The sequence below is a fragment of the Nocardioides bizhenqiangii genome (assembly GCF_034661235.1).
Taxonomy (GTDB): domain Bacteria; phylum Actinomycetota; class Actinomycetes; order Propionibacteriales; family Nocardioidaceae; genus Nocardioides; species Nocardioides bizhenqiangii.
In genome coordinates this window covers 657,376-670,433 of the sequence record NZ_CP141059.1, presented here as the reverse complement: position 1 = coordinate 670,433, position 13,058 = coordinate 657,376, and the positions used below count along the sequence as shown (strand labels likewise).

Annotated in this window: 13 protein-coding genes; 6 read left to right on the top strand and 7 right to left on the bottom strand. The window is 71.7% G+C overall.

All coding sequences use genetic code 11. The annotated features are described in order from the left end of the window. The first annotated feature begins 15 nt into the window (after nucleotides 1–15). The gene (locus SHK19_RS03270; protein WP_322937838.1) at nucleotides 16–1,032 is read left to right on the top strand and encodes a sugar phosphate isomerase/epimerase family protein; all 1,017 of its coding nucleotides are present in this window, start codon (nucleotides 16–18) and stop codon (nucleotides 1,030–1,032) included. Between the two features lie 131 nt (nucleotides 1,033–1,163). On the opposite strand, the gene SHK19_RS03265 is transcribed toward SHK19_RS03270, so the two are convergent. The 4 genes from SHK19_RS03265 to hflX all read right to left on the bottom strand — a co-directional run bounded on the left by SHK19_RS03265 (nucleotide 1,164) and on the right by hflX (nucleotide 5,454). Continuing rightward, nucleotides 1,164–1,664 carry an anthrone oxygenase family protein gene (locus SHK19_RS03265; protein ID WP_322937837.1) on the bottom strand — a complete coding sequence of 167 codons (501 nt, stop codon included), beginning with the start codon at nucleotides 1,662–1,664 and terminating at the stop codon, nucleotides 1,164–1,166. Further along, complete coding sequence (locus SHK19_RS03260) at nucleotides 1,661–2,344, bottom strand: SGNH/GDSL hydrolase family protein (protein WP_322937836.1); 684 nt, start codon at nucleotides 2,342–2,344, stop codon at nucleotides 1,661–1,663. Before SHK19_RS03260 ends, SHK19_RS03265 begins: the two co-directional genes overlap by 4 nt. 73 nt (nucleotides 2,345–2,417) lie before the next feature. Beyond that, nucleotides 2,418–3,899, bottom strand: a complete 1,482-nt coding sequence (locus tag SHK19_RS03255) for a DHA2 family efflux MFS transporter permease subunit (RefSeq protein ID WP_322937835.1) — start codon at nucleotides 3,897–3,899, stop codon at nucleotides 2,418–2,420. 52 nt (nucleotides 3,900–3,951) lie between these two features. Then, nucleotides 3,952–5,454 (bottom strand): GTPase HflX, encoded by a 1,503-nt coding sequence (gene hflX, locus SHK19_RS03250; RefSeq protein ID WP_322937834.1) that lies wholly within the window; start codon nucleotides 5,452–5,454, stop codon nucleotides 3,952–3,954. Between the two features lie 128 nt (nucleotides 5,455–5,582). On the opposite strand from hflX, the gene SHK19_RS03245 reads away from it, so the two are divergent. Next, entirely contained in the window at nucleotides 5,583–6,017 is a 435-nt protein-coding gene (locus SHK19_RS03245; RefSeq protein WP_322937833.1) for a hypothetical protein, read from the top strand. Between the two features lie 36 nt (nucleotides 6,018–6,053). After that, on the top strand, nucleotides 6,054–6,716 hold the full coding sequence (locus SHK19_RS03240) for a vWA domain-containing protein (RefSeq protein ID WP_322937832.1): 663 nt from the start codon (nucleotides 6,054–6,056) through the stop codon (nucleotides 6,714–6,716). 7 nt (nucleotides 6,717–6,723) lie between these two features. Here the strand turns inward: SHK19_RS03240 and SHK19_RS03235 are convergent, their stop codons facing one another. Both SHK19_RS03235 and SHK19_RS03230 read right to left on the bottom strand, forming a co-directional pair. Next, a complete protein-coding gene (locus tag SHK19_RS03235; RefSeq protein ID WP_322937831.1) occupies nucleotides 6,724–7,461 on the bottom strand; it encodes an SDR family oxidoreductase in 738 nt (245 codons plus the stop codon). Between the two features lie 14 nt (nucleotides 7,462–7,475). Beyond that, nucleotides 7,476–9,020 carry an alkaline phosphatase D family protein gene (locus SHK19_RS03230; protein WP_322937830.1) on the bottom strand — a complete coding sequence of 515 codons (1,545 nt, stop codon included), beginning with the start codon at nucleotides 9,018–9,020 and terminating at the stop codon, nucleotides 7,476–7,478. A gap of 297 nt (nucleotides 9,021–9,317) precedes the next feature. Here SHK19_RS03230 and SHK19_RS03225 point away from each other — a divergent pair, with 297 nt between their 5' ends. Genes SHK19_RS03225 through SHK19_RS03215 form a run of 3 tightly spaced genes read left to right on the top strand, consistent with a single transcriptional unit; the run spans nucleotide 9,318 to nucleotide 12,405 of the window. Next, entirely contained in the window at nucleotides 9,318–10,892 is a 1,575-nt protein-coding gene (locus SHK19_RS03225; protein ID WP_322937829.1) for a N,N-dimethylformamidase beta subunit family domain-containing protein, read from the top strand. 26 nt (nucleotides 10,893–10,918) lie between these two features. Continuing rightward, a complete protein-coding gene (locus SHK19_RS03220) occupies nucleotides 10,919–11,539 on the top strand; it encodes a hypothetical protein (protein WP_322937828.1) in 621 nt (206 codons plus the stop codon). Further along, nucleotides 11,539–12,405 carry an LCP family protein gene (locus SHK19_RS03215; protein ID WP_322456952.1) on the top strand — a complete coding sequence of 289 codons (867 nt, stop codon included), beginning with the start codon at nucleotides 11,539–11,541 and terminating at the stop codon, nucleotides 12,403–12,405. Before SHK19_RS03220 ends, SHK19_RS03215 begins: the two co-directional genes overlap by 1 nt. 8 nt (nucleotides 12,406–12,413) lie before the next feature. Here SHK19_RS03215 and SHK19_RS03210 read toward each other — a convergent pair whose 3' ends face one another. Next, nucleotides 12,414–13,058 carry a response regulator transcription factor gene (locus tag SHK19_RS03210; RefSeq protein ID WP_322937827.1) on the bottom strand — a complete coding sequence of 215 codons (645 nt, stop codon included), beginning with the start codon at nucleotides 13,056–13,058 and terminating at the stop codon, nucleotides 12,414–12,416.

Here is a 13,058-nt window from a genome sequence, read left to right as displayed (position 1 = left end):
ACACGAGGAGGACCGATGGGCAAGCGCTTCACGCTCTTCACCGGCCAGTGGATCGACCTCACGCTCGAGGAGGTCGCGGAGCTGGCGGCCGGGTGGGGGTACGACGGGCTCGAGATCGCCGTGTCCGGCGAGCACCTCGACGCGTGGCGGGTCGACGAGGAGGGCTACGTCGAGGGGCGCCTCGAGATTCTGCGCAAGCACGGGCTCGGCTGCTGGGCGATCTCGAACCATCTGACCGGACAGGCGATCTGCGACGACCCGATCGACTTCCGCCACCAGGCGATCGTGCGCGACCGGGTGTGGGGCGACGGCGACCCCGAGGGCGTGCGGCAGCGGGCCGCGGAAGAGATGCGGCTGACCGCGCGGCTCGCGCAGAAGATGGGCGTCGACACCGTCGTCGGGTTCACCGGGTCGTCGGTCTGGCGGTACGTCGCGATGTTCCCGCCGGCGCCCGCCGACCGGATCGAGGCCGGCTACCAGGACTTCGCGGACCGGTGGCACCCGATCCTCGACGTCTTCGACGAGTGCGGCGTGCGGTTCGCGCACGAGGTGCACCCCAACGAGATGGCCTACGACTACTGGACCACCGTGCGGACGCTCGAGGCGATCGAGCACCGGCCGGCGTTCGGCCTCAACTGGGACCCGAGCCACATGATGTGGCAGGGCCTGGACCCGGTCGCGTTCATCACCGACTTCGCCGACCGGATCTACCACGTCGACTGCAAGGACACCCGGATGCGGATGGGCGGCGGCCGCAACGGCATCCTGTCCTCCCACCTGCCGTGGGGCGACCAGCACCGCGGCTGGGACTTCGTGTCGACCGGCCGCGGCGACGTGCCGTGGGAGGACTGCTTCCGCGCGCTCACCGCGGTCGGGTACGACGGGCCGGTCTCGGTCGAGTGGGAGGACGCCCGGATGGACCGGCTCCACGGCGCTCCGGAGGCGCTGGCGTTCCTCCGGAGGTTCGACTACGACCCGCCCGCGACGGCGTTCGACGCAGTGTTCAGCAAGCAGAGCGAGACAGCGAACTGACCGACGGGCCTTGGTTTCGAGGTTCGGCCGCGGGCGGCCTCACGCCTCAACCAGCGGCGCACCGCCCGGTGGTTGAGGTGCGACGAGCGCAGCGAGGAGCCTCGAAACCACCTCACGGACAGAGGCCGTCCTCAACCAGCGGCGTCGCCGGCGACCACCAGCGCCCAGCAGAGCAGGCCGAAGGCGCTGAGGTTGAGCGCCACCCGCACCCAGTTCCAGCGCACCCAGGTCGCCTCGCCGAACGCCGACCGCGTCGCAGCCGGGTCGTCCGGCTCGCCCTCGGCGACGGCCGCCTTCAGGGCGTCGTTGCGGGGCAGGTGCACCCGCACGGTGATGCCCACCAGGGCGGCGTAGAGCACGAGCGCGGCAGCGATCCAGCCGAACGCTTCCTCGTCGAGCTGCAGCAGCGCGGCCGCGGTGGTGAAGACCAGCGCGCCGAAGAACGCGGACACCATGAAGACCGGGTTGATGATCGCCCGGTCGATCGCGCCGAAGGCGACCACGAAGGTTCGGTCGTCAGTGGTCTTGAGCCCGGGCATGATCGTGTGCGCATAGAGCAAGAAGACGCCCGCGGACAGGCCCATCGTGATCGTGGCAGCGACGAGCGCGGTGAGCTGGAGGGTCTCGTTCACCCGGTCAACCTAGCGGCGCCGGCAGACAGCGCCGCGGCGACACGGTCGCCGAACTCCCGGTGGCCGTCCGCGGTCAGGTGGAGGCCGTCGGGCAGGTAGTGCAGGTCGGTGTCGAGCATCGAGAGATAACCGACGCCGTGCTCCTCGGAGAGGCGGGCGAGCAGCCGGTCGACAGCGGGGACGGCGGCGGCCCGGTCCGGCGCGGGCGCGGGGCCGACCACCAGCACCTGTCGTCCGCGCAGTGCCGACACCAGGGCAGCGAAGCCCTCCCTGATCGCCTGCCGGGGCTGGTCGACGTCGTTGAGACCGCCCTCGACGACCACCAGTCCCGGTTCGTCGGGGAGAGAGCGGGCGGCGCGAACGGCGTACGAGAGGTAACCGCACGAGCTCGCGTCGCGGCTGAAGCCCGACCCGGAGAACCCGTCCACCTCGACCCGGCCGGCCAGCCGGGTCGGCCAGCTCTCGGCCGCCCGGACCCCGAGTCCGACCGAGTAGGAGTCGCCGATCACGAGCACGTCGTCCCCGGTGCCGGTCACAAGCTCCGCTCGCTCCCTCGCCGCCGCGCGGAACTCGGTGCACCGGTCGGTGTCGGCACCGGCGTGTGTCATCACGAGGAGTCCGGTCGTCGCAACGGCGACGGTCAGGCCGACCGCGACCAACCATGCTCCCCGGATGCGCACCCGGAGATGGTCCGACGGCCGGGCCTCTCCTGTCCGCCGAATCCCCGAATCGTTGTCAGCCCGCCGCAGCCCGTCATCGGCCGGCACTGCGGAACACGCCGACCGCCACGACGAGCGAGGCGAGCATCAGTCCGACGGGGAGGAGCATCGCGACCTGGACGGCGTCGCTCACCTGAGGGGCGGCGGCGAGCCGCGCGGCCGCGGGAAGTGCTTGGAGATCGCCGATCCCGCCGTCGGCCAGCGCGGGCAGCCGGGACGCGAGGGCGGCGGCGAGGACGACCGCGACCGCCGCGGTGACCAGCGAGGTCGAGAGCTGGTTGAGCACGTTGATCGTGGTGCTGCCGGACGGGATGTCGGCGTCCGCGAGGTGCCGCGTCGCCATCGTGATGGTCGGCAGCATCGTGGCGCCCGCTCCGGTCGTGCCCAGCATGAGGAACGGCACCAGCACCCAGTACGACGTCTCGGCCCCGAGCATGAGTGCGAAGCCGCCGTAGCCGGCCGCGGCGAGGGCGATGCCGGTGCCGATGACCCGCAGCGCGGGGACCCGGTCGACCAGGCGGCCCGAGACCTGGATCGAGAGACCGGCGAGCACCGCCTGCGGCACCATCAGCAGCCCGGCGGTGGTGGCCGACTCACCGCGCGCCACCTGGAAGTAGAGCGGCACCAGCAGCAGCGTCGAGAAGTAGCCGCCGACGAACAGCACGAGCACGAGCGCGCCGCCTCCGGTGAGCCGGTTGCCGAGCAGCCGCACCTTGAGCAGCGGATGCCGGGCACGGAGCGAGTGCCGGGCGAACCCGACGAGCAGGATCAATCCAGCGACGACGGGCAGGAGCACGCCGACCGTGACCAGGGACCCGTCCGCGAGGGACGTGCCGAGGACCAGGAGCGCCATCGCCGGCGCGAGCAGCAGCAGGCCCCGCTGGTCGAGGCCGACCGAGCGGTCGCCCGGCAGCTTCGGGAGGTTGCGGCGGGCCAGCCAGATCGCGAGCAGCCCGACCGGGAGGTTGACCAGGAACATCCACCGCCACGAGAGGTTGTCGAGGAGCCAGCCGCCGAGCGGCGGCCCGAGCACCGGACCCACCAGGATCGGCAGGCCGAGCAGCGACATCACCCGGCCGCGCTCACCCTCCGGCGCTGCGCGCAGGGCCAGCGTCATCGCGGCCGGCATCACGAACCCGCCGCCGAGCCCCTGGACCACCCGGAACGCGATCAGGCTCCCCGCGTCCCACGAGCAGGCCACGAGCAGCGAGCCGGCGGTGAACACTCCGATCGCGCCGAGGAACACGCCGCGCGCGCCGTACCTCCCCATCGCCCAGGCCGCCGCCGGGATCACGGTGGCCAGCGCGAGCGTGTAGCCCGTGCTGACCCACTGGATCACCGGCAGCGACGCGCCCGTCTCCTCCGAGAGCCGCGCCAGTGCGATGGCGACCACGGTCACGTCGAGCGGGATCATGACCGTCCCCGCGATCACCGTCAGCGCCACGATCGTCGCCCGTCGGCCCGATCGCTCGGAAGCGGTCGGAACAGCTGCGGCAGTGTCGGCTGTCGTCGTCATGCGGACGAGTCTTCAAGTTCAACCGAACTTGAAGTCAAGCCGGCTGATTGGTTCAGACGGCGTACGCCGCGAGCTCGCCCGCCAGTGCCGCGGTGGCCCGCCCGGCGATCCGGGTGCCGTCGGCGGTGTGCTCGAGCTTGTCGATCTCACCGAGCCGGTGGATCTGGTCGACGAGGTCGCCGCGGGCGTAGGGAACCAGGGCGTCGAACTCGACCTGCGGCCGCGGCAGGTCGGCCTCGATGGCCGCCAGCGCGTCGTCGATGCCCTCGCCGGTGCGGGCGGAGACCACGACGGAGTGCGGCTCGCGCTGCTGGAGCCGGGCCACGACCAGCGGGTCGGCGACGTCGGCCTTGTTGATCACGACCAGCTCGGGGATCCCCGCGGCGCCGATCTCGGCCAGCACCTCGCGCACGGCACTGATCTGTCCCTCTGGATCGACGTGGGAGCCGTCGACCACGTGCACGATCAGGTCGGACTCGGCGACCTCCTCGAGGGTCGAGCGGAACGCCTCGACCAGCTGGTGCGGGAGGTGGCGGACGAAGCCGACGGTGTCGCTCAACGTGTAGACCCGGCCGTCCGACGCCTGGGTGCGCCGGGTGGTCGGGTCCAGCGTGGCGAACAGCGAGTCGTCGACGAGGATGCCCGCCCCGGTCAGCCGGTTGAGCAGCGAGGACTTGCCGGCGTTGGTGTAGCCGGCGATCGCGACGGAAGGCACGAGGTTGCGCCGCCGCTCCTGGCGCATCGTGGTGCGGGTCCCGGTCATCGCCTTCAGCTCGCGGCGCAGCTTGGCGATCCGGTCGTTGATCCGCCGCCGGTCGGTCTCGATCTTGGTCTCGCCAGGACCGCGGCCACCGATGCCGGCACCGCCGGCGACCCGGCCACCGACCTGGCGGGAGAGGTTGCCACCCCAGCCGCGGAGCCGCTGCTTCATGTAGTTGAGCTGGGCCAGCTCGACCTGGGCCTTGCCCTCCTTGGACTTCGCGTGCTGGGCGAAGATGTCGAGGATCAGCGCAGTGCGGTCGACCACCTTGACCTTGAGCTTGTCCTCGAGGTTGCGCAGCTGGCTCGGTGCGAGCTCGCCGTCGCAGATCACCGTGTCGGCGCCGGTCGCTTGCACGATCTCGCGGATGCCGTCGACCTTGCCGCGACCGACGTACGTCGCCGGGTCGGGGTTCTGGCGGCGCTGGTAGATCGCGTCCAGCACCTCCGAGCCCGCGGTCTCGGCGAGCAGCGCGAGCTCGGCCATGGAGTTCTCGGCGTCCTCGATCGTGCCGTCGGTCCAGACGCCGACCAGCACGACGCGCTCGAGGCGGAGCTGGCGGTACTCGACTTCGCTGATGTCCTCGAGCTCGGTGCGGAGCCCGGCGACGCGGCGCAGCTCGTGGCGCGCGGCGAGGTCGAGGTCACCGCTGGTGACCTCTTCGGGGTCGGGGTCTGCGTAGCCGGACTGCCAGCTTTCGTCGCCGTCGGCGGCGAGGTCGATGTCGTCGGCCTCCCAGTCGGCGGTCTGCCTGAGCTCGGCGTCGAGCGAGAAGTCTTCTGCGTGGTTCGTCATAAGTCTGTCCAGCGTAACCACGGGGCACGGTAATGGCTTCCCGATTATCGGCTGGATCGCGGAAGCCCGCACGAAGTGCGCTACCGCATTTCTTGCGTATCCGCAGTTTGTGCGGTACCGTCGCCGGCATGACCCAGGATCAACCGGTCGACCCGCACCCGTCGGATGTTGCGGAAGGGCCCGACAGGGTGGGGTCGGCTCAACTGGCGGGCGTACGCCGCGCTCTCGACGAAGCAGAGGGCAAGGATTCCGTCGGAGCCCTCCCCTACCTCCGGGAAGCGGCCGACCGGCTGACCGAGCTGATCGACGAGTCGATGGCGGCCGCCGTGCTGACCGGCCAGGCGTCGCTCCGGAGTGCCGGGGCGCAGGCCGGGCTGACGGAGAACGCCGTCGGCCCGCGGCTGGCCCGGACCCGCACCCTCAGCGCTTACGCCGACGACCGGGGCCGGGTGACCGCCTCGGGCGTCGAGAGAGCGAAGTACGACCTGGAGTCAGGGGTGCCGCGGCAACCGGCGGCGGCACCGGCCCCGATGCGGTTCAAGCCGCGTCGACCCACCAAGTAGGGAGCGGGGAACGCTCGCTCCCGGGACGGAGTCACGATGACCCGAGCGGACCTCACCCACCTCTACTTCCTCCTCGATCGCAGCGGGTCGATGCAGTCGATCAAGACCGACACCGAGGGCGGATTCGCCGCGTTCGTCGACGAGCAGCGCAAGACCGCCGGCGAGTGCCGGGTGACGCTGGCGCAGTTCGACAACGAGTACGGCGTCGTCTACTCGGACCGCCCGATCGCCGACGTACCCCCGCTCGACCTGCAGCCCCGCGGCTCGACCGCGCTGCTCGACGCGATGGGCCGCCTGATCACGACGGCCGGCGCCGAGCTGGCCGCGCTGCCCGAAGACCAGCGGCCCGGCACCGTCATCGTCGCGGTGATGACCGACGGCTACGAGAACGCCAGCCAGGAGTGGACCCACCCCGCGATCAAGGCGCTGGTCGAGCAGCAGACCAAGGACTATTCCTGGCAGTTCCTCTACATGGGCGCCGACCAGGACGCGATCGAGGTCGGGGTCAGCCTCGGCGTCTCCGCCGCCGCTTCGGTCACCTACGGGCGCGGGAAGACCAAGGAGGCGATGGCGATGAGCTCGCAGAAGATGGCGAAGCTCCGGACCTCCCGCGCGGCCCACGCCGCGGCCGGGTCCGCCGCCCCCGCGCCGATGATGGAGGCCTACACCGACGCGGAGCGGGCCGAGCTGGCCGAGTGAGCGCTCGTCACGGCACGCAGCGGCCCTCCGCGATCGACTGCATCATCGAGGTGTAGGCGTAGCACCACCACGGGTCCTCCCCGGAGGCGATCAATGCGGTGCGGTAGTCGTCGAGGGTGACGGCGACGAACTCCCGGTCGAGCTCGGCGGCGATCTCCGCGAAGCTGCGGTCGCCCGGCGCGGCGGCGGTCCGGATCGTCGGACCGTCCTCGAGCACGGCGTCGGCCAGCGCGTCGGCCGCTTCGTCGCGGGTCACCGTGGCGAACCGGCCGGCGTCCGGGAGCCGGACCGCACCGTCGCCCATCAGCGCGTGGACGAAGTCGATGAACAGCCCAGCCCGCACGACCCGGACGTCCTCGATCGCGGCGAGGAGCGCCCGCTCGGTCGCCCCGTTGGTGCGGCCGTAGCAGAACGGCGAGCCGGGATCGGCGTCGATGCTGCTCAGGTAGGCGACCCGTCGTACGCCGGCGTCGGCGGCCGCGGTGACGACCGCCAGGTGCTGCCGGAGCACGACGTCCGCCTCACCGTCGCTCGACACGAAGACCAGGGCCGCGACCTCCGCCAACGCGATCCTCATCGAGTCCGGGTCGTCGTAGTCGAACAGCCGGCACGCGACGCCGCCCGCGACCTGGGACGGATCCCGGGCGAGTGCGACCACCGGCACGCCGGCCGCGGCGAGGCGTGAGACGGCGCGGCCGCCGACCCGACCGGTCGCTCCGGTGACGGCGACGACTCCCGGGTGCACCGGAGCAGTGTGCCTCAGACCGACGATTGCCGGGACCCGGGCTCGGGCTCCAACGTGGTCTGCCACAGCACCGCTCCCGTCCCGTCGTGCAGCCGGACGGTGAGATCGCCGCTCGCCGCGAGGTCGAGGGCGCCGAAGTGCTGGTTGTCGGGCCGGGGCGCGATCATCACGTCCAGGTCCTCCACCTTGCCGTGGGCGAAGACCGTCTCCGGGCCGAAGGTGCGGTCGATCTCGTCGCTGCGGAACGTGAACGGCGAGCACTGCAGCGGACCGGAGATGAACTCCCAGAACGGCTCGAAGTCGGTGAACGTCGCTCGCTCCGGCGCGTAGTGGTGAGCGGCGGTGTAGTGCACGTCGGCGGTGATCCAGACGACGTTCTTGATCCCATGGCGCTTGATCGCCGAGAGCACCCGCCCGATCTCGTGCTCGCGTCCCAGCGGCCGGCCGTCGTCGCCGTTGGAGACGCCGTCGAGGTCGTAGGTCCGCGACGGCGGCGCGGACAGCGGCTGGTCGACCGAGATGATCTTCCAGGTCGCGGTCGACGCGCGGAGCTCCCGGATCAGCCAGTCCTCCTGCTCGGTCCCCAGCAGGCCGACCTGGAGCCGGCGACGCACGACGGCCGGGTCGACGTCCGGGTTCGGTCCGCGGAAGCTGCGCGTGTCGAGCAGGAACAGGTCGAGGTGCTGCCCGCGCGGGATCCTCCGGTAGATCCGGGTCGGCACGAACCCGTCGCCGTCGCGCGGGACCAGGCGCCGCACCGGGACGGGCTGGTACTCCTGCCAGGCCCGCCGCCCGCGGGTCGCGAGGACGTCGGCGCGGCGTTCGTCGTACCTCTCGTCGTCGATGATCTCCCCCGGCCACCAGTTGTTGCAGGTCTCGTGGTCGTCCCACTGCACCGCCGACGGCACGGCCGCGTAGAAGTCGCGCACGTTGTCGTCGCGCAGCGGGTAGCGGTGCCGGCCGCGGAACTCCGCCAGCGTCTGCGCCACCACCATCACCTCGGCGGTCAGCTCGTTGCGCCAGGTCGAGCCGTCCTCGACCTCCACCGACTCCACCATCGGCTCGTCGGCGTAGATCGTGTCGCCGACGTGGACGAAGAGGTCGGGCCGGACGTCGAGCATCCGGCGGAACGTGGTCATGCCGCCGCGCGCCCGGTCGATGCCCCAGCCCTGGCCGTTCATGTCGCCCGCCCAGGCGATCGACTGCGCGGCGGCGTGGATCGGCGCGGTGCGGAACGTCAGCGGGTGCGGCACGCTCCTCGAGCCGTCGTGGTCCTCGAACCACACCGTGGCGTCGTACTCGCGGCCCGGCGCGAGGTCGGTCAGGTGGATCCGCGCGGTGAGGTCGGTGCGGCCGTCGGTCCACGGCCCGCGGATCGTACGGCGCCGCGCGCCGCTGCCGAGCCGGACCATCATCCGGCCCGGCTCGGCCGCGCGCGACCACAGCACGGCGGAGCTCGTGGTGACCTCGCCGCTCCGGGCGCCGGAGGTCAGGTCGCGACGGCGGCTGACCAGCGACGGACCCCGGCCCATCAGCCCGAGCAGGGGGACCGCGGTCACACCGAGGCCGCTCGCGACGGTCGCCCGTCGCCCGACCCGCAGTTCGCCGAGAGTGGACTGGTGGTCCCAGAGCATTCCCACGTGCCCCGACGAAATCGGCGGCGAGCGACCGGGTGGGATGCGGCGGCGGAAAGCCGGATGACCGGCCGGGCAACTCTTGGCGCTTCGGTCCCGGACCCGGGACGCCGCTGACCGATCCTCCCGGGACGACCGGGACTGCGGGCTCATCTCGCGGGACACGCCCGCGGCGCAGCGTCACCTCAGCGGTGGACCAGCCACCGCGAGGAGGTGGTCCTGATGAGGACGTCGATGGTGGCGGCGGGCGTTGCGGCAGCTCTCCTGGTCTCCGGCTGCGGATCCGGGTCGTCCGCGGGTCCGACGGAGCGGGCGGAGCAGGCGGAGCGCGCGGAGCGGGCGGCCGGACCTGACGGAGAACGACCGGTCGTGGATGCCGACGCTCCGGACGACGAATCGGCCGAGGACTTCGTCGGTAGTGACGACTGGCGACTGGGTCCCGGTGCGTTCGACGGCCGGATCGAGGCGTACGCGACGCGCGCCAGCGCGCCCGCGGGGACCCGGGTCGGTCTCAAGGTCTCGACGTCCGCGGACACCTGGCGGGTGTCGGCGTACCGCATCGGCGCCTACCGGCACGGCTGGGGACACCTCGTCTGGCGATCGAGGCGTCAGCAGGGCCAGCGGCAGGCGGAGGCGGTCCTCTTTCCGGCGGCCACCCGGACCGTGGTCGCCCCCTGGCGCCGCAGCCTGGTCCTCGACACGACCGGCTGGCCGGAGGGCTACTACGTGCTCAAGCTCCGCACCGGCACCGGGTCCGAGACGCAGGTGCCTTACGTCGTGTCCTCGCGATCCGCCGAGGGGACTGTTGCGCTGGTGGCACCGGTGACCACCTGGCAGGCGTACAACAAGTGGGGCGGCTACAGCCTGTACGAGGGTCCCGACGGCGGCGCGCGGAGCTGGGCCGTCAGCTTCGACCGGCCCTACAACGGCGCGCCGGGCGCCAACGACTACCGCTCTGCGGCCCTGCCGATCGTGGTGCGCGCCGAGAGCCTCGGGATCCCGCTCTCGTACTTCGCGAACATCGACCTCGATGCCCGTCCGGCCGTCCTGGCGGGTGCCCGCGGGTACGTCTCGATGGGCCACGACGAGTACTGGACGACCGGGATGCGCCGGACCGTCATGCAGGCTCGCGACGCCGGCACCAACCTCGCGTTCCTCGGTGCCAACACGATGTACTGGAGGATCCGGCTCTCGTCAGGTCCGTCGGGAGCGAACCGGACCGTCGTCGGCTACCGGAGCGACGCCTACCTCGATCCGCTGCGGGACCGGGATCCCGCCAACGCCACGTCGCGGTTCCGCGATCCGCCGGTCGCTCGTCCCGAGCACGACCTGGTCGGCATGCAGTACGAGTGCTACCCCGTCGAGGAGGACTACGTCGTGGTCACGCCGGGCTGGTGGGCGTTCCGCGGGACCGGCATGGAGCGCGGCGACCGGATCGAGGAGCTCGTCGGGCTCGAGGCCGACCGGGTGTATCCGGACCGGCTCACGCCGCGCCCGATGCAGGTGCTCAGCCACACGACGTACGACTGCCGTGGCGTCATCACGTCGAGCCAGTCCGTCTACTACACCACTCCGTCCGGCGCCGGCGTCTTCGCGGCGGGCACGCTGCGGTGGGGCTGCGCCCTCATCGACTCCTGCGAGGACCCGCTCGGCGACCGGGCGAGGAGCTTCGTGGGCACCGTGACCGAGAACCTGCTGCGGGGGTACGCCGTGGGCCCGGTCGGCCTCCGGCACCCGGCCCACGACAATCTCGACGAGTTCGACCTGCCGACCTACAACACAGTGTCGGCGAGTTGATCCCGGGCCTGGGAGCATGCGTCATCATGGCTGCCATGGCCCGCACGCCGGGAAGCAACCGCGGCACCGGCTCCGCCGGGATGCTGACCCGCGTCGCCGTGGCGTCGGCCGCATGCCTGCTGGCGCTCTCGTCCTGCTCGGGGGACGACCCCGAGGACAGCACCCCGACGGACGACGAGGTCGCCCTCCACCTCGAGCTGGCCTACGGCGCCGACGACCTCGACGGCGACGCCCGGATCGAGGTCGAGACCGAGGTCGGTGACGTGCTGTCCCGCTACGTCTCGGGCGCCTTCCTCGGTGACTATCCGCGGCAGGACTTCATCGGGTCCTTCGAGGACTTCACACCGCGAGCGGCCCGCTCCGCGACGACCCACATCGAGGTCCTCACCGGCACCGGGTTCGACGACGCCTCCTCGGTGCGGGCCTCATCCCTCAGCGCCCGGCTGTCCCTGTTCGCGCCGCCGGAGGGGGTCGTGGCAGCCACGGCCGCCGTCGACTTCCGGTTCGAAGTGACCCAGGACGGCACGACGTCGACGGCCACGCTCCAGGGTCGGCTGATGCTGGTCCGCGAGCGGGGTGCCTGGTCGGTCTTCGGGTACGACGTCGCGCTCGACGACGGCGGGACCGTCGAGGGAGCGGTCTCGTGATGAGCGGTCGCGCCCTGACCCGACTGGTGTCACTCGCGGCGGTGCTCGCCATCGGTGGCCTGGTCGTGCCGGACTCGGCAGTGCATCCGACCCGGATCAGCCTCACCGAGGTCGAGACCGCCCGGACCGTCGACTTCGCCGACGACGTCGTCTGGATCCTGGTGCTCGGCTCGGACGAGGAGGGCAACACCGACGCCATCCACCTCGTCGGGCTGAACATCCCGTCCCGCCGGGCGGCCGGCATCGGCATCCCCCGCGACTTCTGGATGGAGTTCCCGGACGGGTCCGACCGAATCAACGCCGCGCTGAAAGTAGGCGGCGAGGGGCTGGTCCTGGACCTGGTGGCCGGGCTGGTGGGCATCACGCCGCACTACCTCGTGATCGCCGGGTTCGACGGCTTCCGCGACCTGGTGGACACCGTCGACGGCGTCACCGTCGAGGCCGACGAGCCGGTTCCCGACCTCGGCGTACGACGGGGACCCAACGACTTCGACGGCGCCGAAGCGCTTGCCTACGCCCGCACCCGCGACGTCACCGGCGACGACTTCGCCCGCTCCGCCCATCAGCAGGACATCATGATGGGGATCCTGCGCCGGCTCCTGGCCCGCGAGGACGAGGAAGGGTTCATCGAGGGCGGCGCGCTGGCGGCCCTTCAGGGTCTGGACACCAATCTCGCCCCGACCGACCTCTACCGGCTCGCCCAGGCCGTGACGCAGATCCGCCCCGACCGGGTCACCACGTGCGTCCTCACCGGCACCGACGACATCACGTCGGGCGGCGCGCAGGTGCTGATCCCGGACGAGGCAGCGGCTCAACGCATCGGCGACGACGTCCGCAACGACGCCCGCGTCGACCGCGGCTGCTAGCGGGTCCGTCACTCGAGGCCGGCCTCGCGGGCGAGGATGATCGCCTGCGCCCGATGTGCGACCTGCAGCTTGGCGAAGATGTTGCTGGCGTGGTTGCGGACCGTCTTGACCGACAACCCGAGCTCACGGGCGATCTCAGCGTTCTCCAGGCCCTCGGCGATCCGGCCGAGGATGACCCGCTCCCGCTCGGTGAGCTGCGGGAAGGCCTGCGTCGTGGGCTTGATCCGGACCCCGCGGAAGTACGTCATCATCCGGTCCGCGATGCCGGGCCCGAAGATCACCTCGCCGTCGCAGACCGCCTCGATCGAACGGAGGATCTCGATGCGCCTGGCTCCCTTGAGCAGGTAGCCCCGTGCCCCGGCCCGGACTGCCGCGAAGACCGAGTCCCCGTCCTCCATCATCGTCAGCACCAGGACGCCGATGTGTGGTGACGACTGCACGATCCGGGCCGTTGCCTCGACCCCGTTGAGCCGCGGCATGTGGAGGTCCATCAGGATGACGTCGGGCTGCTGCTCGAGCGCCAGCTCGACCGCCGTACGCCCGTCCGCGGCTGTGCCGACGAGCTCGAACCCGTCGGCGGAGGAGAGCATCGCCTCCAGGCCCCGCCGGAAGTTGTCGTGGTCGTCGACCACCATGACGCGCACCCGTTCCAT